The sequence below is a fragment of the Sulfurospirillum diekertiae genome, from assembly GCF_002309535.1.
GTDB classification, from domain to species: Bacteria; Campylobacterota; Campylobacteria; order Campylobacterales; family Sulfurospirillaceae; genus Sulfurospirillum; species Sulfurospirillum diekertiae.
Window position 1 is genome coordinate 2288349 of sequence record NZ_CP023275.1, and the last position, 22591, is coordinate 2310939.

At 39.9% G+C, this 22591-nt stretch carries 23 protein-coding genes; 12 read left to right on the forward strand and 11 right to left on the reverse strand.

The features are described from left to right. The first annotated feature begins 76 nt into the window (after positions 1-76). The 4 genes from SJPD1_RS11705 to SJPD1_RS11720 all read left to right on the forward strand — a co-directional run bounded on the left by SJPD1_RS11705 (position 77) and on the right by SJPD1_RS11720 (position 3290). A complete protein-coding gene (locus SJPD1_RS11705) occupies positions 77-1900 on the forward strand; it encodes a Na/Pi cotransporter family protein (RefSeq protein WP_096047323.1) in 1824 nt (607 codons plus the stop codon). Beyond that, positions 1897-2136 (forward strand): hypothetical protein, encoded by a 240-nt coding sequence (locus SJPD1_RS11710; protein ID WP_096047324.1) that lies wholly within the window; start codon positions 1897-1899, stop codon positions 2134-2136. The genes SJPD1_RS11705 and SJPD1_RS11710 overlap by 4 nt, the downstream gene beginning before the upstream one ends. Next, positions 2129-2899, forward strand: coding sequence for a hypothetical protein (locus tag SJPD1_RS11715; RefSeq protein ID WP_096047325.1), 771 nt, complete (start codon positions 2129-2131; stop codon positions 2897-2899). The genes SJPD1_RS11710 and SJPD1_RS11715 overlap by 8 nt, the downstream gene beginning before the upstream one ends. Before the next feature lie 196 nt (positions 2900-3095). After that, the gene (locus SJPD1_RS11720) at positions 3096-3290 is read left to right on the forward strand and encodes a hypothetical protein (protein WP_096047326.1); all 195 of its coding nucleotides are present in this window, start codon (positions 3096-3098) and stop codon (positions 3288-3290) included. Between the two features lie 44 nt (positions 3291-3334). Here SJPD1_RS11720 and nifJ read toward each other — a convergent pair whose 3' ends face one another. Together nifJ and SJPD1_RS11730 are read right to left on the reverse strand one after the other, a co-directional pair. Further along, entirely contained in the window at positions 3335-6907 is a 3573-nt protein-coding gene (nifJ, locus tag SJPD1_RS11725; protein WP_096047327.1) for a pyruvate:ferredoxin (flavodoxin) oxidoreductase, read from the reverse strand. A 159-nt stretch (positions 6908-7066) separates the two neighbouring features. Beyond that, positions 7067-7702 (reverse strand): HAD family hydrolase, encoded by a 636-nt coding sequence (locus tag SJPD1_RS11730; protein WP_096047328.1) that lies wholly within the window; start codon positions 7700-7702, stop codon positions 7067-7069. A gap of 210 nt (positions 7703-7912) precedes the next feature. Here SJPD1_RS11730 and SJPD1_RS11735 point away from each other — a divergent pair, with 210 nt between their 5' ends. Together SJPD1_RS11735 and SJPD1_RS11740 are read left to right on the forward strand one after the other, a co-directional pair. Next, the gene (locus tag SJPD1_RS11735) at positions 7913-9421 is read left to right on the forward strand and encodes an SLC13 family permease (RefSeq protein ID WP_096047329.1); all 1509 of its coding nucleotides are present in this window, start codon (positions 7913-7915) and stop codon (positions 9419-9421) included. 126 nt (positions 9422-9547) lie between these two features. Beyond that, positions 9548-10351: a DUF4197 domain-containing protein gene (locus tag SJPD1_RS11740; RefSeq protein ID WP_096047330.1), complete on the forward strand. Its 804-nt coding sequence runs from the start codon at positions 9548-9550 to the stop codon at positions 10349-10351. Here SJPD1_RS11740 and SJPD1_RS11745 read toward each other — a convergent pair whose 3' ends face one another. From SJPD1_RS11745 to SJPD1_RS11765, 5 genes are all read right to left on the reverse strand, one after another. Further along, entirely contained in the window at positions 10352-11146 is a 795-nt protein-coding gene (locus SJPD1_RS11745) for a mechanosensitive ion channel family protein (RefSeq protein WP_096047850.1), read from the reverse strand. Positions 11147-11166: 20 nt separating this feature from the next. Continuing rightward, on the reverse strand, positions 11167-12177 hold the full coding sequence (locus SJPD1_RS11750) for an OmpA family protein (protein ID WP_096047331.1): 1011 nt from the start codon (positions 12175-12177) through the stop codon (positions 11167-11169). Between the two features lie 85 nt (positions 12178-12262). Continuing rightward, positions 12263-13762, reverse strand: a complete 1500-nt coding sequence (locus SJPD1_RS11755; RefSeq protein WP_096047332.1) for a peptide-binding protein — start codon at positions 13760-13762, stop codon at positions 12263-12265. A gap of 246 nt (positions 13763-14008) precedes the next feature. Next, positions 14009-14548, reverse strand: a complete 540-nt coding sequence (locus SJPD1_RS11760) for a YbhB/YbcL family Raf kinase inhibitor-like protein (protein WP_096047333.1) — start codon at positions 14546-14548, stop codon at positions 14009-14011. A gap of 59 nt (positions 14549-14607) precedes the next feature. Continuing rightward, positions 14608-15489, reverse strand: coding sequence for a helix-turn-helix transcriptional regulator (locus tag SJPD1_RS11765; RefSeq protein WP_096047334.1), 882 nt, complete (start codon positions 15487-15489; stop codon positions 14608-14610). Between the two features lie 68 nt (positions 15490-15557). Here SJPD1_RS11765 and SJPD1_RS11770 point away from each other — a divergent pair, with 68 nt between their 5' ends. From SJPD1_RS11770 to SJPD1_RS11790, 5 genes are all read left to right on the forward strand, one after another. Next, complete coding sequence (locus SJPD1_RS11770; RefSeq protein WP_096047335.1) at positions 15558-16121, forward strand: DNA-3-methyladenine glycosylase I; 564 nt, start codon at positions 15558-15560, stop codon at positions 16119-16121. Beyond that, positions 16096-16479: an MmcQ/YjbR family DNA-binding protein gene (locus SJPD1_RS11775; protein WP_226372197.1), complete on the forward strand. Its 384-nt coding sequence runs from the start codon at positions 16096-16098 to the stop codon at positions 16477-16479. The genes SJPD1_RS11770 and SJPD1_RS11775 overlap by 26 nt, the downstream gene beginning before the upstream one ends. A gap of 11 nt (positions 16480-16490) precedes the next feature. Then, entirely contained in the window at positions 16491-16781 is a 291-nt protein-coding gene (locus SJPD1_RS11780; protein WP_096047336.1) for a YciI family protein, read from the forward strand. 9 nt (positions 16782-16790) lie between these two features. Next, the gene (locus SJPD1_RS11785; protein ID WP_226372198.1) at positions 16791-17390 is read left to right on the forward strand and encodes a transglutaminase-like domain-containing protein; all 600 of its coding nucleotides are present in this window, start codon (positions 16791-16793) and stop codon (positions 17388-17390) included. 110 nt (positions 17391-17500) lie between these two features. Further along, entirely contained in the window at positions 17501-18646 is a 1146-nt protein-coding gene (locus SJPD1_RS11790) for an iron-containing alcohol dehydrogenase (protein ID WP_096047337.1), read from the forward strand. A 21-nt stretch (positions 18647-18667) separates the two neighbouring features. On the opposite strand, the gene SJPD1_RS11795 is transcribed toward SJPD1_RS11790, so the two are convergent. The 3 genes from SJPD1_RS11795 to purT form a co-directional block, all read right to left on the reverse strand. Then, the gene (locus tag SJPD1_RS11795) at positions 18668-19135 is read right to left on the reverse strand and encodes a 2-thiouracil desulfurase family protein (protein WP_096047338.1); all 468 of its coding nucleotides are present in this window, start codon (positions 19133-19135) and stop codon (positions 18668-18670) included. Continuing rightward, positions 19135-20532, reverse strand: a complete 1398-nt coding sequence (locus SJPD1_RS11800; RefSeq protein WP_096047339.1) for a chloride channel protein — start codon at positions 20530-20532, stop codon at positions 19135-19137. The genes SJPD1_RS11795 and SJPD1_RS11800 overlap by 1 nt, the downstream gene beginning before the upstream one ends. Before the next feature lie 91 nt (positions 20533-20623). Next, complete coding sequence (gene purT / locus SJPD1_RS11805; RefSeq protein ID WP_096047340.1) at positions 20624-21784, reverse strand: formate-dependent phosphoribosylglycinamide formyltransferase; 1161 nt, start codon at positions 21782-21784, stop codon at positions 20624-20626. Between the two features lie 130 nt (positions 21785-21914). On the opposite strand from purT, the gene SJPD1_RS11810 reads away from it, so the two are divergent. Continuing rightward, entirely contained in the window at positions 21915-22199 is a 285-nt protein-coding gene (locus tag SJPD1_RS11810; protein ID WP_096047341.1) for a hypothetical protein, read from the forward strand. On the opposite strand, the gene cutA is transcribed toward SJPD1_RS11810, so the two are convergent. Then, positions 22196-22510, reverse strand: coding sequence for a divalent-cation tolerance protein CutA (gene cutA, locus SJPD1_RS11815; RefSeq protein ID WP_096047342.1), 315 nt, complete (start codon positions 22508-22510; stop codon positions 22196-22198). The two genes, SJPD1_RS11810 and cutA, sit on opposite strands and share 4 nt — an antisense overlap. Positions 22511-22591 lie beyond the last annotated feature (81 nt).

The window sequence follows — 22591 nt, forward strand, 5'->3', positions numbered from 1 at the left end:
TCCTTTTTTTTCTTTTTTTTTATAAAAAAGTGTACAATAATTTGCCATTCAAATTCTTTACATGTAAAGGAATACCTTGAAACGACTGCTCCTGATTGTCGTCATTTTATTGCTCTCCTATGCATTTTTTCAAAGTACCAATATTCTTCATATTACCGCTGGAGTGGCTATCTTTTTGTTTGGTATGCGAAACCTAGAAGAGGGATTTCGCTTCTTTGTCGGTGGACTCCTCGATCAATTTCTCAAAAAAATTACGCATAACCTTTACCGAAGTATTCTCTTTGGTACGGTGATTACCACACTGATGCAATCCAGTGGATTAGTGGCTGTCATTGCCATCTCCTTTATCAGTGCAGGGCTGATCAGCGTGACGCAAGGTATTGGGATCATTCTAGGTGGAAACATTGGTACAACCACTGGCGCTTGGCTGATTGCAGGGTTAGGACTAAAAATCAATATTGCCACGTATGCACTCCCCATGCTGGTCTTTGGAACTTTGTTTGTTTTTCAAGAAAATAAGCGTCTTAAAGGTATTGGTTACGCTTTGGTTGGCTTGGGTTTCTCCTTTTTGGGTATCGCTTACATGAAAGAGGGATTTGACGCATTTAAGGAGACCATTGACCTTACCCAATACTCTGCAGATGGGCTTAAAGGAATTCTACTTTTTGCATTGATTGGTATGGCTGTGACGATGATCTCTCAATCTTCGCATGCCTCACTGGTTCTTATTCTCACAGCCCTTTCCGCTTCTCAGATTACGTATGAAAATGCTATTGCCCTCACCATTGGTGCCAATCTAGGAACACCCATTACTGCCATCATTGGAGCATGGGGAGCAAGCTTCGAAGGTAAAAAACTTGCGGGTGCACATTTTTTAATGAATAGTCTCACAGGCTTTTTACTGATTTGGTTTGTACCGCAATTTATCCGTTTCATCGACTTTACTGCACCCTTTTTAGGTATTGCCGAAGACGACTATACGCTCAAACTCGCACTGTATCACACCTATTTTAATCTTATCTGCGTCCTTTTATTTGCCCCACTAGTGCATGGTCTCGTCCTTCTTTTAAACCAGCTGTTTATCCCTAAAAAAACAGCAGAAAAAGAGAGAGATGATGTTCTGTTTATTAACGATGTAGCACTTGATTTTCCTGATACGGCACAAGCAATTCTGCTTAAAGAGACCAAGCATCTCTTTAACAATATTTTTGACATTATCGCTCAAGGAATGAGTGTTACCAAAGAAGATATTACCTCAGGTATGGAAGTAGATGATATTTTAATAAGACGCAATAAAGCTATGCACGTCAATATGGATGAGTATTATGAACTGCGTATTAAAGAGATTTACGGGAAAATTATTAACTTCGCTATTTTGGCACAAGGTAAATTCTCAGATGAGAGCAACCGACAGCTTATACCCATAAAAAATGCAACACTTGGGATGGTTGAAGCTTTTAAGGCTTCAAAACATATGCAAAAAAACATGCTTTACTATCTTGAATCAGACAATGAATACATCAGGCAAGAGTATAACCATATCCGCAAAAACCTTATCAAACATCTACGGAACATGCAACTTATTATCAACACTACCGAAGAAGATGTTGCTATTTTGCTTCTCAGTAAACTTCAACTGGATGCTCAAAAATATGACATTGCCGCCAATAAATCGCTCGATAATCTCATTCGTACGAATAAAATTACTTACACCATGGCAACCTCTCTGATGAATGATACGACATACGCTTATACGATTGTGTCAGAACTGACAAAAGTCGCACATACTCTTTTCATCCATGCGGATACACAATCAAGTGAAGGTCGAGAAGCGTTGATCTTAAATGAATCCGAAATCACGGATTTAACACATTCAACCGAGCAAAGGAGCACTTCATGAACGGTTTGAAATTTATCCACTCAGTCAAAGCCTTATTTGGTATATCTACCCCCGATGAAGCGGGAACAAAAAAACAGACGATTAAAGAACTCCTTCAAAAGCTCAAACTCAGACGCATCACCCTTAAAAAAGAGCTCAAAGACGAGAGTGATCTCATCAAACGTGAAGCCATCCACGATAGCATTAAAATCATCAAAAAGCAGATCAAAAAGGGAAAGGAAATCTTGGATGAGTAGACTCTGCTTTTTCTTGCTTTTTCTCTTTTACGGTTGCGCTACAACCACTACAAATCCCCAAGAAAAAATAGGCGAAGTGTTCCAATCTCATGGGGCTACATCGTTACATTACGACTACAGCAAGGTCATTGAAAATCTTATCGTCTATAAAGAAAAACTTGACCTTCGCAATCCAAAAAGTTACAGCAAAGAGAGTCAAAGCTTCATCGCTAACGAAATGCGCACCTCTCAAAACAGTATTCGTATGAAATACAACGGAGTATATCTTAAATCATACGATGACTATTTGCGTATAGCGTTTGATAAAAATAGTAATATTCCCGATCGGAATGATTTTCTTATCATTGGACTTTATAAATTGATCTGGGAGACGTATAAAATCGGAGAAGGTCACCAAATTACTACACTCGCATATGATCAAGAAGCTTTTAAAAAGCTCTACTATTACCTTGAAGTAGTTAAATGGAAAGTTAAAACAGCCAAAGATAAAAACGATACCTTCCTTTTTTTAACATGGCAAAATAACTGGCAAATCGAGTTCCAAAATAGACTGCATACAGGAGAACAGCCCTCTTGGGAGATGATCCAAAATCTTGCGTCTATCAAAAATCATAAAGAGAGCATTTTGGATCCTTCCAACTTTAATTTTGAATCATTACTCAGTCAAATAATCTTTCAAGTCAAAAATAGCGCCAGACTCATTGGAAAAGAGCCTGTAGACATTGGCATTGATGCAATGGTAAGTGTGGTTCTGTTTTTATAGACATTTTTACAAACACTTTTACGCTCATAAAAAACTCTTTGGGTTGTCTTATACTAGGTTACGAACGCTTGTCAATGTTATTGACAGAAATACGCCTTCATCATTCAACAAAAGCTTACATGTAAACCTTGATCTCGCTCAATCTTTTCTTGTTTTTTTTTAACTATAATACGCCAAATTTAACAAGGAGCTTTTTATGGAAATCAACAATATTCAAGTGTGCAATGTCTGCCTAAGAACCAGTGAGGAAAGTGAAGGTGCTGTTTTTATTAAAGCAATGAAAAATGGTGAAGAGATTCATGTTTGTACTAGCTGTATTCCACATATTATTCATGGAAGTGGTGAGGTTGTCAAATCAAACGCACAAGTGGCAGCAGAAATTAAAAACTAAAAAAGGCAAGAAATTACTTTCTTGCCTTTACATGTAAAAGGGGCTTATTCGCCCTCTTTTACCTCAACTAATTCATTTGAAAAATCAGCACTTGCAAGACGATTTAACTGTCTCCATCTACGTTGCGCATCTTTTTTATTGTGCTCAAAGAGTGCTTGTGCATGTTCTGGATTTGACTTTTTAAGTGACGCATAACGTACTTCGTTCATCAAGAAATCATCATACAATGACCAATCAGGCTCTTTTCCCGTAATTTTAACAGGGTTTTTACCTTCAGCTTCCAAACGTGGGTCGTAGGTATAAATTGGCCAGTAACCACATTTAGTTGCAAGTTCACCTTGGTTACCAGATTTTCCAAGACCGCCTTTAATACCATGTGCAATACATGGAGAATACGCGATGATGAGAGAAACACCCGGATACGCTTCCGCTGCTTCAAACGCTTTAATCGTTTGTGCCGCAGAGGCATTAGAGTTAATCTGTGCAACAAAGACATTACCGTATGTCATCGCAATGTAGCCAAGGTCTTTTTTCTGGCTAGGTTTTCCTGCTGCTGTAAACTGCGCGATAGAACCTGCACGAGAAGATTTTGAGCTTTGACCGCCCGTGTTAGAGTAAACTTCGGTATCAAGAACCAAAATGTTAACATCTTCGCCGCTTGCGATAACATGGTCAAGTCCGCCGTAACCGATGTCATATGCCCAACCATCTCCACCAAAAATCCATTGAGATTTTTTAGAAATGTACTGTTTGAGGCTTAAGATCACATCAGCACCCGCTGCTGTTGGATTTGCTTCCAATAAAGGAACAAGAAGATTGCGAATTTCAGTGCTTTTTACGCGATCGTCTCTGAATTCAATCCAGTCTTTGTAGAGTGCAGCAATGGCATTAGGTGCTGTCTTAATCGAATCATCCATCACAGAGTGAATTCTATGACGCATTGTTTCCGTAGCCACATGCATACCTAGACCAAACTCTGCATTGTCTTCAAAGAGTGAATTACCCCATGCTGGACCATGCCCTTCAGAATTTTTGCGATACGGTGTTGAAGGAGCTGAACCACCATAAATGGATGAACAACCTGTTGCGTTAGCAATCATCATACTGTCACCAAAAAGTCTGGTTGCGAGTGTGATATAAGGAGTCTCTCCACAACCTGGACATGCGCCATGGAACTCAAAGAGTGGTTGAGCAAATTGTGCGCCCTTAACCGTGCTTTTAGAGAGAATATCATCTTTGTAGGTTACTTTTTTGAAGAGGTAATCCGCATTGACTTGCTCGCCGGCTTCAAGACTCTCACCGAGTGGAACCATTACGAGTGATTTTTCTTTGGTTGGGCACGCTTCTGCACATAGGTCACAGCCTGTACAATCCAGTGAAGAGACTTGGATTTTATATTTTAAGCCTTTAAGCTCTTTACCTTTGGCTTCAAGAGCATGTGCTTTAACACCTTCAGGAGCATCGGCAAACTCTGCATCATTGATAAGGAATGGGCGAATAACGGCATGTGGACAAACAAAGGCACATTGATTACATTGGATACAATTTTCTTCGATCCATTTTGGAACCATAACACCCACACCACGTTTTTCATACTCTGTAGTTCCATGCTCAAAGGTACCATCTTCATAACCTTTGAAAGTAGAAACAGGTAAGCTATCCCCTCGAGCAGCATTGATGGGTTTTGCAATTTTTTCAACAAATTCTGTTCCAACGTATTTGCTGTCTTCTTTTTTAACATCATCAGGGAGGTTTGCCCACGAAGGGTCAACGTCAACTTTAATCAATCCATTAGCGCCTACATCAATCGCTTTGTAGTTCAACTCAACAATCTGCTCACCTTTCTTGTGGTAAGACTTATACGCTTGTTTTTTCATAAAGGTTTGAGCTTGTTCAAAATCAATGATTTCAGCAAGTTTAAAGAACGCTGATTGCATGATGGTATTGCTTCTGTTACCCAAACCAATATCATGTGCAAGTTTGGTTGCATTGATAATATAAAACTTAGCTTTTTTGTTCGCTAAGATTTTTTTAACACGATTTGGAATTCTTTTGACGGTCTCTTCTGCATCCCAAATTGAGTTCAGAAGGAATGTTCCATTCTCTCTAATTCCATCCACAACCTCATACAACTCAAGGTATGCTGCAACAGAACAGGCTACGAAATGTGGATTTGAAACGAGGTAAGTTGAGCGAATTGGTTTTTTACCAAAACGTAAGTGAGAGCGTGTAAAACCGCCTGATTTTTTAGAGTCATACGCAAAGTATGCTTGGGCATACATGTCAGTCTCATCACCAATGATTTTAATAGAACTTTTGTTAGCACCTACCGTACCATCAGCACCCAAACCATAGAATAAGCACTCTTTCGTTTCAGCGTCACCCAAACTAATTTTTTCTTTGACGTCAAGTGATTTAAAGGTAACGTCATCAACGATACCGATGGTAAAGTCATTTTTAGGGTTTTCTAATTTGAGGTTTTCATAAACAGCTAGCATTTGTGCTGGATCAACGTCTTTTGAAGAGAGACCATAGCGTCCACCCACAATAATAGGAGCATTTTTATGACCATAGAAAGCCGCTCTCATATCAAGGAACAATGGCTCACCGATAGATCCTGACTCTTTGGTTCTGTCTAATACAGCAATTTTTTTAACGGATTCTGGCATAACGTCCATCAAGTATTTGATACTAAATGGGCGGTAAAGATGGGGTGTGATCAAACCAACTTTTTCACCTTTACTCATTAAATAATCAATCGTCTCTTTCAAACACTCTGTTACAGAGCCCATTGCTACAATAATACGATCTGCATCTTTGGCACCATAATAAGTGAAAGGTTTGTACTCACGTCCTGTCTCTTTTGAGATTTCTGCCATATAGTGCGCTACGATGTCAGGCAATGCGTCATAAAATTTATTTTGTGCTTCTCTGCCTTGGAAATAAATATCGTCGTTTTGTGCTGTTCCTCTTGTTTTTGGAGACTCAGGATTGAGCGCTTCGTCACGGAAACGTTGTACTGCTTTTTTATCAAGTAATCTATCAAAAACGGCATAGTCCATTACTTCAATTTTTTGGATCTCGTGTGAAGTTCTGAAACCATCGAAAAAATGCATAAAAGGAACTCTTCCTTGAATTGCTGATAAATGAGCAACTCCCGCTAAATCCATAACTTGTTGAACAGAACCTGATGAAAGCATCGCATAACCTGTTTGACGGGCAGCATAAACGTCCTGATGATCGCCAAAAATAGAAAGTGCATGGGTAGCGAGTGTTCGAGCAGCAACATGGATAACACTTGGAAGTAATCCACCTGCCATTTTATACATATTTGGGATTTTAAGTAACAGTCCTTGAGATGCTGTATACGTTGTCGTAAGTGCACCGGCTTGGAGAGAACCATGTACAGTTCCGGCAGCACCACCTTCGCTTTGCATCTCAACAACTTTTACGGGCATACCAAATAAGTTTTTTTTGCCTTGACTTGCCCAAATGTCAGTAAAGTCCGCCATTGGGGAAGAAGGTGTAATTGGGTAAATACCAGCAACTTCGGTAAAAGCGTAAGATGCGTATGCAGCAGCTTCGTTACCATCCATAGTTTTCATGACTTTAGCCATTAAATGCCCCTTAATTTATAATATCATTCATATATTCATCTGTGATGATTTCTCATTCTACTTAGCATTCTCTTAATAACTCATAAATGAAAAAAGTTAAGAACTGTTACATTAACTACTATTTTCGCAACATTATTTACCAATTTTATAACAAAATCATCACTGTTCAGCAATCATTTTAACGGCATCAAGCGCATCACGAACAACGAAAGAAGTATGCTTTTCAAGTTCGTATTTTGTGCTGTAACCACACAACACACCAATACCTTTAATGCCCGCCTCTTTAGCACAAATAAGGTCCATTGGAGTATCGCCTATCATCCAGGTTTGTTCCAAATCAGCATTGAGTGCTATTAGTGCTTTTTGAATAGGTTCAGGGTGTGGTTTTGGGTGGGTCACGCTTTCTCGTCCAATCAAGACTTTAAAATGATGCATAACGCCTAAGTGCTCCAAAATCTCTTCGGAATAACGTGCCGTTTTTGTCGTCACAATGCCCAGAGTCGCAATTTTAGAAGCATGCCTAATCGCCTCGATAGCAAGGGGTAAAAGTGTTGTTTTTTTACGAGAAATAAGCCTGTAATGCTCTTTGTAAGCCATAACATAATCATCAGCCTCCAAAGAGTCAACTCCCAACATAGTAAACATCAAATCCAAAGGATGCCCGATCAACTTTTTGATCTGTTCATCTTCAGGGATAACACGTCCAAATGTTTCATATGCGACCCCAAAACTTTCCAAAATAGCGTCTGTTGAGTCGATCAATGTACCATCTAAATCAAATAAAATCGTTTTCATTTTTTCATTAATCCTTCTTTTACATGTAAAGTATTATTATAACCCAAACTGCTAGTAAAACAATAAAGCTTCTTGTTGTACTAGCAGTTTGGGTTAATTTAAACACTTTAAATAGTTATGAGTAAAAGTATTATCAAATTTATATCATTTTTGTGTAATACAACATATAATTGAGTAATGAATGTTTATTTTAATTTAAGGAGGTTTAGAATGGGCGCTTTTTTAAAACAGTATGGCTTGTTTGTATCTTTGATAATTTTATGTATTATCATTGCATTGCCAACACCAGAGGGACTAACCATAGCAGGGCATAGAATGCTAGGTCTTTTAGTTTTCTCTGTTATTCTTTGGATGACGGAATGTACTTCTTATCCAGTGAGTGCAGCGATCATCATAACATTGATGGTATTACTTCTTGGTTTTGCACCAGACATGGCACAACCGGAAAAATATATCGGTACATCTAAGGCATTGACAATGTCATTAGGTGGATTCTCAAATACGGCTTGGGCATTGGTTGGAGCGGCTCTTGTTATTTCTATTGCCATGATGAAAACAGGACTTGATAAAAGAATTGCTCTTAATATTCTCTCTTTAGTTGGCGCCAAAACAAATCGCATTTTAATCGGCATCATTTTGACAGGGTGTATTCTTAGCTTTTTTGTACCATCAACTACCGCTAGAGTTGCGTGTATGGTACCGATTGTTATGGGTGTCATTTCAGCTTTTGGTATCGAAAAACGTACTAAATTTGCAGCCGTTTTAATGATAGCGATTGCACAAGCTGATAGCATTTGGAATGTGGGTGTCAAAACGGCCGCTGCACAAAACATGATTGCAACGAACTTCATTAAACAGATTTTAGGACATGACATTAGTTGGGGTGCATGGTTTGTTGCGGCTTTACCTTTTGCCGTTTTGATGTCTATTGCACTTTATTTTGTTCTTCTAAAAATCATGCCACCTGAAGTCAAAGAGATTGAAGGAGGAAAAGCCGTTATTAAACAAGCACTGGAAGCTTTAGGAAAAATTACAACACAAGAAATCAAACTTGTTATCATTTCTGTATTTTTATTGCTCTTTTGGGTGTTGGAGCAGAAAACGTTTGGCGATTTTGGCATAAAAGGTGATTTGGAAAATACGTTAATTCATCGTTTTGACACTTCCTCTATTACTGTTGTCGCTGTTACTTTGATGTTTTTACCTAAAATTGATATCTTAACGTGGGAAGATGCCAGTAAAAAGATGGCTTGGGGAACACTTTTCTTGTTTGGAGTGGGTATCAGTTTAGGAAGTGCTATCATATCAACAAAAGCGGGTGTTTGGCTAGCAAAGTCCATCGTTCCATTTTTTGGACTTTCATACTCTTCTGCATTTATGATACTGGCTATTTTGGCACTTTTTTTGATCATTATTCATTTAGGTTTTGCATCAGCAACCGCTTTGGCAGCGGCCATGATTCCTATTGTCATATCCATGCTACAAGAAGTTAAAACACCAGGACTCAATATCATTGGCATGACCATGATTTTACAATATGTTATTAGTTTTGGTTTTATTTTACCTGTCAATGCTCCACAAAATATGATAGCCTATGGAACCGATACCTTTACGGTAAAAGAGTTTATTAAGACGGGTATTCCACTGACGATTATCGCTTATGGCTTGATCTTGTTGCTCGCTGCAACGTATTGGAAATGGATAGGACTTGTTTCATAGACAAGAGATGGTTTTTAAAATTATGACAAAAATCTAAAAATCTACCAACCACAAAATTTTTATACGTGTTGGTAGATTTTGTTGTTTTAAAAATGATAGACTTTCATAACCTTAAAAAGGAGAAACATGTTATCCAAAAAACTGATTCTTTTGGCACCGCTTTTGCTGTGTGCTGCGAATTGGCAAGATGCGGTCAATACTGCTGTCAGTGCCACATCCACATCTAAAACAACTGCCTCAAGTAGTTCAACAACCTCGCAAAGCAGTGCCACTTCAGGCGTCAAAGAAGCCCTGAGTCTTGGTGCCCAACAAGCCGTTTCACTTTTGGGAAAAGAAGGAGGGTTTTTAAATAACAGTGCTGTCAAAATTCCACTGCCAGCATCCATAAAACCCGTTGCCACTGCGGCAGAAAAACTAGGTGGGAAAAGCTATGTAGACGACTTTGTTAAAACGATGAACAGTGCTGCATCAAAATCAGTTCCAAAAACAGCTTCTATCTTTAGCGATACGATTTCAGCCATGAGTATTGAAGATGCGAACGCCATCGTAAAAGGTAGTAACACAGCGGCAACCGATTACTTTAAAACTAAAGCTGGGACAAAACTTCTCAGTGCCATTATGCCGATCATCAAAGAGAGTATGAACGAGAGTCAAGTGATGAGCTCTTATCAAAGTCTTAAAGGTTTTGCAGGCGGTAGTAATCCAGTAGCGGGCGCTTCAAATAATGCTTTAATGGGACAAGCTTCATCCATTGCAAAAGGATTGGGAATGGGGGATTCAGTGCCAAGTGGAGATGAGAGTATTGAAGATTATATTGGTCGTAAAACACTGGATGGTCTTTTTTATATGATCGCAGAGAAAGAAAAAGCACTTCGTAGCAATCCACTTGCAAGTGGAAGTTCAATCATCCAACAAGTATTTGGAAAATAATTACGCTTCGGGTAAGAGAGGGTGAGGAATACTTATCCTCTTTTCATCAAACGCCAATTTTACTTTTTCAAAAATATCAAAACTGACAATAGAATAATCTTCCGTTTTGACCCATACACGCACAATGAGTTTTACACTATTTTGCGCTAATTCGCCAACAGCTACAAAAGGGGAAGGTTCATTAAGGACTCTTGGCTCGTTATCAACAATCTCTTGCAATGTCACTTTAGCAAGGCGAAGATCATCTTCATAACCAATATTAAAGGTCATATCAATACGTCTGGTTGCTTTAGCGGAAAAGTTGGTTATATTTTTACCAATCACAGCAGAGTTAGGAATGATAATCTGTTTATTATCCGCTGTTTTAAGAATGACGCTAAAGAGGTTCAACTCTTCAACTGTGCCATTTTCACCAGCGATTTGTACAGAATGTCCGATTTTGAAAGGACGGAAGAATACCAGTAAAATACCAGCACCTACATTAGAAAGTGTACCTTGAAGTGCAAGGCCTATTGCTAGTCCTGCTGTTCCCAGAACGGCTAAGAAGGAAGTGGTGTTAATGCCTAGGTTGCTTAGCGCTGCTAGGATTATCACCACCAAAAGACCAAAATAGATCACATTGGAAAAGAAGCTGGTAATTGTCTCATCAATCTTTGACTTGCGCATCCCTTTAACAACTACGGTTGTTAAAAGAGAGGCTATTTTTTTACCGATGAAAAAGATCAGTAAAGAAGCAAGTACTTTCACCCCATAAAGAGTAACAAAATTGACAACGACTGCCCAGCTCAAATCCATATGCACGCTACGATCCTAAATTATTTTTTGAAAACGGCGTCAACTCTTCTGTTTTCAGCACGTCCAGCATCTGTATCATTTGAAGCAACAGGTTTACTCTCACCAAATGCCTCTGTAGTTACTTTTGCTGCAGAAACGCCAAGGCTTTCAAGTGCTTTAGCAACTGCTTTTGCACGTTGGTCTGAAAGTTTCATGTTGTATGCGTCGCTACCTTTAGAGTCAGTATGACCTTCAAGAACAACACTGTATCCTGGGTTTTGTTTCATAAAATCAGCTACTTTTTGAATCTCAGGCATAAATGCTGGTTTTACAGTTGATTTGTCGAAATCAAATTGTACATGTAAACGAATGATTTTTGGACAACCATCAGCGTCAACCACAGTACCTTTTGGAGTATTTGGACATTTATCTTTATCATCTGTTACACCATCGCCATCGCTATCAATTGGAGCTTTTACGACAACTGGAGCTGGTTTTGGCTCAGGTTTAACAACGGCAACTGGAGCAGATTTTGCACCAAATGGAATGGTAAAGCCTAGGCTGTAGAACATTTCATTGTCGCCACCTTGGAATTTAATGGCATGACGAACTTCAGCTTTAAGCGCAAAATTATCCGTTACCCAGTATTTTACACCACCACCGTATTGTGCAAACATGCTATCTCTGTTTTCAAGTTGTGCATTTGTTACATCTTCATAACCAAGACCGACTAAAGCATACAATGCAGCTTCTGGAGTAATTTTGTACTCTTTAACCAAGTTAGCATAGTAACGATTAAAATCTGTACTGTCTGTTCTACCCGCTTTATAGTCAACATTATCTGATCTATCGTAACCAAGTTCAACTTGATTGATAATCGTGTTGTCAAGGTTGATACCAAATCTTAAACCATAAGTCAATTGACTTTTAAGATCAAGATTGCCCTCTGGTAAAACACCACCAATAGTTGGTGTTACCTCGTAATTGTATGCAGTTGGTGCTGCAAACGCCAAAGATGCTAATGCCGCCAATGAAAATAAAGTTTTTTTCATTTTTATTCCTTTAAACTAATATTTCTAAGATTTCATATGTGAAGACCCGAATTATAACACAAGTTTTGGCAATTAAGTCTTAAATTTATGGTTTAATCCAATCAATAGTATTGTGCATAACCCCAATTATAGAGGTTGAGACAGGTGTGATCTCTTTATTGACCACTGTAATAGAATTAGGAATCACTAAAAAAAGGTAAGGATTCTCTGCAACAATTTTGGCAAAAATTTCTCGATAAATGGCATCGAATTTTTCTTGATCAACGATCTGTTCTGCTTGTTTAATAAGCTGATCGACCTCGGCATTTTCATAGCCTATGAAATTGAATCCGCCTTTGCGCATAGATTCACTGTGCCAAATGCTGTAGGCGTCGGGTTTTAGCCCTAATGACCACCCCATCAAAACGGCTTCAAAATGACGCGGCGTAATCACAGTATTTAAAAACGCTTGCCACTCCATGATGCGAAGCTTCATCACCACACCTGCTTTTTTGAGCTGATGCTGAAGAATTTGTGCGGAGTAACTACCACTGCCATTGGCACTCGTGCTCAGTTCAAACTCAAAGGGATGTGTCTCATCATACCCTGCCTCTTTGAGAAGCGCTTTTGCTTTTGCAATATCAGGTTTTGGTGCATCGACTGCTTCATTAAAAGCTCCCGTTCCTGGTAAAAAAGGTCCTGTACACACTTTTCCATGACCAAAATAGAGAATATCGACGAGCTCTTGACGATCAATGGCTAATGAGAGCGCTTCACGCACTCTAGGGTCTTTAAATTTCTCAGATTTTAAATTAAATCCCATATACGAAAAAATATGGGCAATGTCTTCATTAACGCTGTAATGTTTTCGAAAATCCTCATCAATTTGACGCTCTAATTGCAAAGGTGTGAGCGTACCAACATCAAGTTGATAGGATTTGAGCATCAGAAATTCAGAAGAAGGATCAGGTAGATAGTGAAATACCATCGTATCAAGGTTAGGTTTATGAATAAAATAGCTTGGATTTGCCATTAAAACGATGTCTTTTGAGATGTTAAACTGACTCAACGTATAAGGGCCTGTACCAATGGGCGCTTGATTAAATTTACTGGTCATCAAATCCGCTTCATTTTTAAGCAGATGCTCTGGCAATATCTCCATCATCCAAACTTCGAGCGCTTTAAAGTAGGGATATTTATATTTCACTTCTACCGTAAACTCATCTAACATCTTTACATGTAAAATGTGCATAAAGCCTGAAGAGTACGGTGTAAAGATTTTAGGGGAGATAATCGTTTCATAGGTGAAAAGTACATCTTTGGCCGTAAAAGGGACTCCATCACTCCATGTGACATCTTTTTTAAGCTCAAAAATCAGTGTGGTATCATCCACAAAATGGTAACTTTGTGCAAGATCCGGAACAATATTCGCATCTTTATCGTATTTAATGAGTCCATTAAAAATCCACTGCGCGACATCTGAGCTCGTTTTATCGGTTGAGACAATAGGATTGAGACGACTAGGATTGGCGGAAATAGCAAGATGTAGCGTACTGGCTAAAACATTACATGTAAAGAAAAAAAGAGTAAGTAAAAGTGTTTTCATGGAGGGATTATAACATATTAGGCTTCAGCATGAAAAAGCTTTTATTTTAAAATTAGGCATAAAAAAAGCTTCCAGACCGGGCAATCTGGAAGCTGATTTTTAAAGTTGTTAAGTGATACACAAAAAGGAGGTAATTGTCTTGGTAGTGAAAGTATAGGGGAGTTGTTTAAACGCTCTGTTAATCTTTTGTAAATAAAAAGTTAATAGGAGTTTTTTTATCTCTTTTACACTTTTTCCTTTCACTTTTTAACGTTGATAGTATGAAACCAGTGTTGCTTTCGCAAGAGTATTGGCATTGAGCATAAAACCAACGAGTGCAGGTGAAGCTTTTTCATCAAGACCTAGTTTATCCACACCAAGAGCATAAACGGTAAAAATATAACGATGTGCTTTATCGCCTTTAGGAGGACATGCTCCACCAAATCCCGTCTTGCCATAATCGGTGATACTTTGAATAGCCGCAATAGTCGCTGACTTGCTGACATTGCCAAAATCCGTCGGAAGGGCATTGATGGATGATGGAATGTTAAAAACAACCCAATGCCACCAACCACTGCCTGTTGGCGCATCGGGGTCATAAACCGTTATGGCAAAACTTTTCGTGCCCGAGGGTGCATCACTCCAATGCAATTCAGGAGAGATATTCGCACCATCACACCCAAAACCAGAAAACTCTTCCGTTTTAGAAAGTTGTCCAGCGAGGTCATGACTGTAGAGGGTAAAGCCACCTGCTAAGAGCGTGCTTCCAGATAACATGAAAGCAGCTATCCAATGTATGATTTTCATTCATAATCCTTTTGTCTCAAAATTTAAAGATTATTTTACATGTAAAAAGCATTTTGAAGTTAGTCTGTTAGGTTTGATATTTTGCCTATAAGGTTTTTAGGAGAGAATTCATGTTTTGCTTTAAAAAGACGCGTAAAGTGAGACTGGCTTTTAAAGCCTGCCTTAAATGCCGCTTCGCCAATACTAAGGTTGCCTTTTTCGATGCAAAAACGTGCGCGCTCGACTCTTTTTTGAAGTATCCACTTCATGGGCGAGGTCTGAAACTGTGAGGCAAATTCCGCTTTAAATGCGCTCAAACTTCGACCACTGCGCTTTGCAAACTCAGGGATACTCCAGTTTTGTATAAAATGCTCTTCCATAAAAACGCTTAGATCAATCCCACGTGGTAGCAATGTTTGAAAGTAAGAGACCAATTTTGCTCCCTCGGAAGAGCCCAAAAGTAAGAGTAAAAGCTCTTGCAATTTTAAGATCAAAATCGTGTCAACAAAAGCTGGTTTTTGCTCGATAAACGGAAGCAGTGACAGTGCCGTACTTTTCATAATCGGGCTCAGTTCTATCTTACAAAAAGGCTCTGACGGATAGGGTAGCATCTTTACATGTAAAGGTATTTTCTCCAAAATGGGCGAGAGCCAATTGCCAATGACCTTCTCATCAAAAAAGATGAGCAAACACGCATAATTGCCACCCTCACACACTTCGCTCATGACGTATTCACCCCGTGAGAGAAAAAAAGCTTCGCCCGCTTTAACCTCAACATCACCCTTTTTCGTGTGGAGCATTTTTTTACCTTCTAAGATAATATTGAGAAGATTTTGCTCCATAAATGCTTCGGCTTTGTAATGATCTTCCACTACAAAATAGCGCGCTATTACCACACCATTGGCTTCAATGGCATGCTCTTTATAATTTTTTTGAATGTATTCAAGCACATGAATGGACATTTACATTTCCTGTTCGTTAACTCTATTGAGTTACAATTTTAGCACATACTTCTTTGAGGAGAAGAAAAATGACACAAAACGTTTCACGTTGTGGCTGGGTAAAACTAAGCGATCCTACTTATGTGGCATACCACGATGAGGAGTGGGGAAAACCTCTGCATGATGATCGAGCCCTCTTTGAACTCTTTTGCTTAGAAACCCAATCCGCTGGGCTTAGTTGGCTCACAATTTTAAAAAAACGTGATGGCTACCGCAATGCTTTTGCTAGTTTTGTCCTTGAGAAAGTGGCGCATATGGGGGAGATGGATGTTGAACGCATTTTAAATGAAGGCGAAGTCATCAAAAGTCGCCCAAAAATTGAAGCCATCCTTCATAATGCCAAACTTTTTCAAGGTATTGTGCAAGAATTCGGTTCACTGGATACCTACTTTTGGAATTACGTAGGTGGCAAAACGATTGTTAACGATGTAAGCGATTACAAAACTGCCGCATGCACTTCGACCATTTCCGATGCTTTAACCAAAGATCTTAAAAAACGCGGTTTCAAGTTTGTTGGATCCACCACGATTTATGCATTCATGCAAGCGTGTGGGATGGTGAATGACCATGAAAACAGCTGTGGGTGCAAATAAAATGACCTTTGAAATCCTCAATAACTACTGCCTCAGCCACATAGGCGCAATCAAAGAGTACCCCTTCGATAACACGACTGCCGTTTACAAAGTTGGCGACAAGATTTTTGCACTCATTGATGAAGCAAGCAATGCTCCACGCATCAATCTCAAATGCGACCCCTACTATGCAAGAGAACTTCGTGAAATGTATGAAAACGTTATCGCAGGCTACCATATGAACAAAAGACATTGGAATACAGTCATTTGTGAAGACGACATAGACGAGACTTTGATTTTTGAGTGGGTTGATGACTCGTACGACCTTGTTTTTAGTTCACTCTCTAAAAAAATGCAATCTTTTATCCGTGATTCATAACAGGAGTTTTTATGTTTATTATTGCTCTAACCTACCAAAAATCCCTCGAAGAAGTTGATGCCCACTTAAGCGCCCATGTAGCGTTTCTCAAAGCTAACTACGCTAAAGGCATCTTCCTAGCCTCAGGTCGTAAAAATCCCCGTAATGGTGGCATTATTTTAGCCCTTGCTGCGAGCAAAGCAGAGATTGAAGCGGTTATCGCGTATGACCCTTTTTACATTCATTCTGTAGCAACCTATGAAATCACGGAGTTTACTCCGACAATGACTTCGCCAGAACTGGATTTTTTAATCAATCGCTAAAGGAATCTTATGGCACAGACACTGAATGCTTACCTTCAAAGCTCATTCGTCATTGATTTTGAACACCCTTCGATTTTAGCGAAAGCAGAGGAGCTAAAAGGGAACGCTAAAAGCGATGTGGAGATTGCCAAAAACTGTTTTACCTTTGTGCGCGATCAGATCCGTCATACGGGAGATCATAAAGATGCCATCATTACCTGTAAAGCTAGCGATGTCTTAGCCTTTCAAACAGGATGGTGCTATGCCAAGAGCCATCTTCTAGCAGCATTGTGTCGTGCCAATGGCATTCCTACAGGCCTTTGCTACCAACGACTCAGCCTTTTGGGCAATGGTGGCGAGCCTTACACGTTGCATGGACTCAATGCCCTGTATCTCAAAGATTTTGGCTGGTATCGTGTGGATGCCAGAGGCAATAAAGAAGGCATCCACGCGGAATTTTCTCCACCATTGGAACAACTTGCCTTTAAAGTCAAAGCATCCCACGAAATTGACTTCCAAGAGATCCTGAGCGAACCTTTAAGTATCGTCATCACCGCTTTACAAACGTATACAAGCTTTGAAGAATCTCTAAAGCATTTACCTGATTGCACAGAGATAACACGACTTTAGCTTTACATGTAAAGATTTTGTACAGGATTAGGCAAGAACTCTGCGAAAATGTTCTATCGCTTTGAGAACCTTTCGCTCTATAATAAACTATTAAAATTAAAGGAGAACCTATGGTTAATTTTACCTATCAAAACCCTACAAAAATAGAATTTGGAAAAGGCAAAGAAGAACTTATCGGCACAGCCATCGCGGAAGACAACATCACAAAGGTTTTACTCTGCTACGGTAGCGAGCGCATTAAAAGTGATGGACTCTATAACAAAGTGACCACCCGTTTGAAAGAAAAAGGCATCGCTTGGGTAGAGCTCTCTGGCATCATCAGCAACCCCATTCTTTCCAAAGTGCACGAAGGCATCACCATCGCTAAAGCAGAAAAGGTTGAAGCCGTCCTTGCCATCGGTGGTGGTTCTGTTTTAGACAGTGCTAAGAGTATTGCCGCGGGGGCTTTATACCATAGCGACGTTTGGGACTTTTTTATTGGCAAATCCGTCATTGAAAAAGCGCTCCCTGTATATGCCATCATGACACTGGCTGCGACAGGCAGTGAAATGAACGGTTTTGCGGTTGTCACCAACGACACTCTTCAGCAAAAGTACAACATTGCCTCCATTCATGTCTATCCACGACTTTCCATTCTCAATCCTGAACTCACCAAAAGTGTTCCTAAAAATTACCTCGCGTACTCTGCGGTTGACATTATCGCACACGTTATTGAGGGCTATTTGACCGCGACGGTTCAGCCTCATTTTCAATCACGCATGGTGGAAGGTATTATTCAAACCGTTATGGAAACGACGGAAATTTTGCTTCAAAATCCTGATGATTACAATGCCCGAGCTGAATTTACATGGGCGGCTACGCAAGCGCTGAATGGTGTGACAACCGCTGGCACCAACCCTTCCGTCTTTCCTAACCATATGATCGAGCATTCCCTTTCAGCACTGTTTAACATCGCGCATGGTGCAGGTTTAGCGATCGTGATTCCTGCCTGGATGACATGGTTTCACACGCAAAATCCTGCGCAATTTAAACGTTTTGCTGAAAAGATTTTTGGAAAAAGCAGTGCGGAAGAAGGTATCGTGGCACTCAAAAGATGGTTCGCTAAAATTGGAGCCCCTGTGAGTTTAAAAGAGGCGGGAATTAGTGTTGATTCTATTCCTGAAATTGCCGTCAATGTATCCTTAGCGGCTGAAAGACAAGGTGCACAGAAAGTTTACACCCAAGCAGTCATCGAAACGATTTTACATAACGCATAATCACTCAAGGCAAAAAGGAACTTACCCTTTTTGCCTCCAAAATGCTTCAGCTAAAACGAGCTCTTCTTCGCTAAAAACCGTAATGCCACTCTCTTGCAACAATTTACATGTAATGCCAGAATCATTAACAGGCATGTGCGTAAAGGTTCCATCATAGATAACATCTTTGCCACATGAGGGGCTTCTGGCTTTTAAAATCGCCATATACACGCCCTCTTCTCGAGCCATTCTCAAACTCTCACGCGCTCCTTTAGCAAACGCCGCACTGACATCTTCACCCGTTTTACAGATAACGCTATCCGTTCCTTCAATGACTTCACAGGCAGGTCTTGGAACGTTGAGCCCACCAAGCACTTCAGGGCACAACGGAACCAAAATGCCCTGCTCTTTCCACGCTTCCAGAATCTTTACATGTAAAGCATTATTGCCACCATCATATTTGACGTTTTCACCGATCAAACACGCACTGATAAGGATTTTTTTATCCATTATTCAAAATCATCTTTGGCGTTTTTAACTTGCCAGCGCAACCGTTTATAACGTAAACGATTTCGAAGGCGTTTGACTTTATCAATATCTCGCATATCAATGCTAATAGAGGTATCTTCAAGATCATTGCCTTTCCCAATCATGATATTATCTGCCTTTTTAAGGGCGAGTTTTTGTGACTGAAAGACGCTGCGATGCCCTGTAATCAAAAAGGCAATGACCACACTCAGTGCTGCATAGTTTGCCATATGCACACCAAAAAGTTCCACCGCCATAATAATAGATGCTATGGGTGAATTCGTTGTACCTGCCAAAACACTCACAAACCCAAGTGCGGCAAAAAGGGCTATATGTCCCCCAGTGATATGACCAAAAACAACACCACTGGTCGCCCCCACGTAAAAAACAGGGGTGATAATACCGCCACTTCCCCCTGAGCCTAAGGTCATTGCTGTAAAAATGGTTTTTAAAATGAAATCGTACCAATGTACATTATTTGAAATTAACGCATTAGGACTGAGTGCATCGCGAATCGTTATGAGCCCAAGCCCCAAATAACTCTCAGAGAGGAAATAAGAGATCACCACCATCACTAAACCCGCGACAAACGCTTTTAAATAGCGATTGTAAGGAATTCTTTTAATCGCTGTTTCTATTTTATTGACTGCAGTAATAAAAAGGTCCGAAACAACTCCAAAAAAGACACCGGCAACAACGACTTGCCCAATTAGCCCTAAATCAAGACTAAATGCGCGGTACATATTGATGTCATAATATTGGTATGTCACACCTAAAAATTGTGCGGTTGTAAATGCCGCAAAACCTGCAATGAACGAAGGAAGTAAAACATCGTACATAATCACACCAATAATGAGCACTTCAATTCCAAAAATAGCACCCGCAATCGGTGTACCAAACACTGAAGCAAAACCTGCGCTAATACCGCAGATGACTAGCTTTTTACGATCAGACTTTGAAAATTTGAGCAGTGTTGCGACAAATGAAGCTGCTCCTGCACCAATTTGCGCTCCGGGTCCCTCTTTTCCTACTGAACCACCAGAAAAAATGGTAAGAACCGTAGCAACCAATTTGACAGGAATGACTTTAGCATTGATGTAACCATCGCGTTTATGAACCGCTTCAATGACTTTTTCCGTTCCATGCCCTGTGGCATTTTGGTCAAACGTTCGTACGATCCATGTTGTGAGCATCAAAGCAAAAGGGAGAGTAAAGTAAAAGGGAAAAGGAAGAAGGCTTCTCGTCTGCTCAGCAGTTGTGAGAATTTTAATAAAGACGGACATCAGTCCGCCTATCATAATACCAACGGCTGAGGAGAGGAAGAGCCACTTGGAAACACTAAAGAAAATAACCGTTTGTTCAACAACATGTTTATTCATCAAATCACTTTAAGTTTGGGCTTATTTCATTATAGCTCTCTTTTGTAAATTTTTTATAAATATTTATTTTAAAATTATTTTAGAGATGAAATTAACCAACAATCGACGCAACAATCTCTTTAGCTCTCTTCTTTGCCGCTTCCACTTCATCTAAAACAAGCGCTACAGCCATACGACGCCCCACATGGCTCACAGGCTTTCCAAAAATACGCACAAAGGAATTTTTAGAAAAAGCTGTTTCAGGAATCGTCAGTGTTGGCACATGCTCTTCATTTGAGCTTTTAAACGCACCACTTGCGCCTGAACCGTAAAAGGTGAAATCAAGTGGTAAGCCCAAAACCGCTCTTACATGTAAAGCAAATTCACTCTGGCTTTGCGTGATCATCGTCACCATTCCCGTGTCGTGTGGTCGTGGACTAAGCTCACTAAAATAAACTTCATCATCTTTGACAAAAAACTCCACGCCAAAGAGTCCTCGACCGCCCAAACCGTCTGTCACCGCTTTTGCCATCATCTGCGCTTTGGCTAAGACTTCAGGCTTCATCGGTACGGGCTGCCAACTGAGGACATAGTCACCGTTTTCTTGAATATGCCCGATCGGTTCACAAAAAACGGTCTCTTTGCCATTGCGCACGGTGAGAAGCGTGATCTCATAGTCAAACGGTACAAACGCCTCAACGATCAACTCGCTTGCATCACCGCGTGCTTCTTTGGCGATCTCCCATGCTTTTTGAATGTCTGCCTCACGACGAATGACACTTTGTCCATGACCCGATGAACTCATAACAGGTTTGACCACACAGGGAATTCCAAGCGCTTTTGTCGCTTCATTCAGCCCTTCGAGTGTTTTGACAAAAACATAGCCACTGGTTTTTAAACCCAACGTTTCAGCGGCAAACTCACGAATGTTTTTGCGGTTCATCGTCTTTTTCACCGCATCTGCATTAGGAATGACACAAAAGCCCTCTTTCTCCGCTTCAATGAGCGCCTCGATGCTGAGCGCTTCCACTTCAGGTAAGATAAACGTCGGCTTTTCAAGGCGTATCACCTCCAAAAGCTCCTCTTTGTTTTTCATGTTGATCACATAACTTCTATTGGCAACCAAATGAGCAGGTGCTTTTGGGTATGAGTCCACCGCTACGGTTTCAATGCCCAAACGAGAGGCTTCAATGATGACCTCTTTGCCAAGTTCACCACTGCCGATGAGCATAATTTTTGTGCTATTGCTTTTAAGGGGAGTTGTAAAGTGCATGATGTCCTCTTTGTGTTAGTTTAAGAGATTTTACACAAAAGTGGTTTAAGAAATGAAAGAACTTTAAAATTTTATGGCTCTTGGTTGGATATACTTACGCATCAAACAGATTTACATGTAAAGGTTTTTTGTGGAAATTCTCTTCACCATTCTTGCGATATTCACTCTTCTTGGCTTCTTATTTCTTCTACTAAAGCCCAAAATAGAGCCAAAATCAAAAGAACAAAAACAAGAAGAGATACGCCAAAACTTTCTTGTGAGACTGGACGCCGAGCTTTCAGCCATCCAAAATCCCGATGAACGCCAAACGAAAAAAATTGCATTACTTAAAGTCTTTGCTAAAGAGTTAGAGTTCAATCTCTTTTTTGATAAAAATGAAGTGAAAATGCTGATACAAGAGTTAGCGAGTTATTAAGTCGTCTCTTCTTCTATCCACTGAAGGTAAGCAGAAAGCCCTTGTTCGATCGGTACTTGAATGATCTGAGGTGTCGTGTAGGGATGATGCTTTAAAATCAACGCTTCTATCTTTTGAAACAGAGAACTCCTCGTTTTAATCAAAAGCAACTGCTCACATGATTCGCACAGTTTCCCTTCCCAACGGTAAAAACTTTGAACGGCTTGCATCTGAATACATGCGGCAAGTTTTTGCTCTAACAAAAGATGAATAATAGATTTTGCATTTTGTTCATCAGGGCATGTTGTGGTTATTAGGCAAAAAGAGCTCATTCATGTACTCCTCGTGTGAAAAAAGAAGTATTATAACGATTTTAGGTGAAAAAGTTTTAAAAGAAGAAATGCAAGGGAAAA

Coding starts and splice junctions, on each gene's coding strand:
- SJPD1_RS11710 (WP_096047324.1), top strand. CDS start 1,897: ATGAACGGTTTGAAATTTATCCACTCAGTCAAAGCCTTATTTGGTATA.
- SJPD1_RS11715 (WP_096047325.1), top strand. CDS start 2,129: ATGAGTAGACTCTGCTTTTTCTTGCTTTTTCTCTTTTACGGTTGCGCT.
- SJPD1_RS11720 (WP_096047326.1), top strand. CDS start 3,096: ATGGAAATCAACAATATTCAAGTGTGCAATGTCTGCCTAAGAACCAGT.
- nifJ (WP_096047327.1), bottom strand. CDS start 6,907: ATGGCTAAAGTCATGAAAACTATGGATGGTAACGAAGCTGCTGCATAC.
- SJPD1_RS11730 (WP_096047328.1), bottom strand. CDS start 7,702: ATGAAAACGATTTTATTTGATTTAGATGGTACATTGATCGACTCAACA.
- SJPD1_RS11735 (WP_096047329.1), top strand. CDS start 7,913: ATGGGCGCTTTTTTAAAACAGTATGGCTTGTTTGTATCTTTGATAATT.
- SJPD1_RS11740 (WP_096047330.1), top strand. CDS start 9,548: ATGTTATCCAAAAAACTGATTCTTTTGGCACCGCTTTTGCTGTGTGCT.
- SJPD1_RS11745 (WP_096047850.1), bottom strand. CDS start 11,146: ATGGATTTGAGCTGGGCAGTCGTTGTCAATTTTGTTACTCTTTATGGG.
- SJPD1_RS11750 (WP_096047331.1), bottom strand. CDS start 12,177: ATGAAAAAAACTTTATTTTCATTGGCGGCATTAGCATCTTTGGCGTTT.
- SJPD1_RS11755 (WP_096047332.1), bottom strand. CDS start 13,762: ATGAAAACACTTTTACTTACTCTTTTTTTCTTTACATGTAATGTTTTA.
- SJPD1_RS11760 (WP_096047333.1), bottom strand. CDS start 14,548: ATGAAAATCATACATTGGATAGCTGCTTTCATGTTATCTGGAAGCACG.
- SJPD1_RS11765 (WP_096047334.1), bottom strand. CDS start 15,489: ATGTCCATTCATGTGCTTGAATACATTCAAAAAAATTATAAAGAGCAT.
- SJPD1_RS11770 (WP_096047335.1), top strand. CDS start 15,558: ATGACACAAAACGTTTCACGTTGTGGCTGGGTAAAACTAAGCGATCCT.
- SJPD1_RS11775 (WP_226372197.1), top strand. CDS start 16,096: ATGAAAACAGCTGTGGGTGCAAATAAAATGACCTTTGAAATCCTCAAT.
- SJPD1_RS11780 (WP_096047336.1), top strand. CDS start 16,491: ATGTTTATTATTGCTCTAACCTACCAAAAATCCCTCGAAGAAGTTGAT.
- SJPD1_RS11785 (WP_226372198.1), top strand. CDS start 16,791: ATGGCACAGACACTGAATGCTTACCTTCAAAGCTCATTCGTCATTGAT.
- SJPD1_RS11790 (WP_096047337.1), top strand. CDS start 17,501: ATGGTTAATTTTACCTATCAAAACCCTACAAAAATAGAATTTGGAAAA.
- SJPD1_RS11795 (WP_096047338.1), bottom strand. CDS start 19,135: ATGGATAAAAAAATCCTTATCAGTGCGTGTTTGATCGGTGAAAACGTC.
- SJPD1_RS11800 (WP_096047339.1), bottom strand. CDS start 20,532: ATGAATAAACATGTTGTTGAACAAACGGTTATTTTCTTTAGTGTTTCC.
- purT (WP_096047340.1), bottom strand. CDS start 21,784: ATGCACTTTACAACTCCCCTTAAAAGCAATAGCACAAAAATTATGCTC.
- cutA (WP_096047342.1), bottom strand. CDS start 22,510: ATGAGCTCTTTTTGCCTAATAACCACAACATGCCCTGATGAACAAAAT.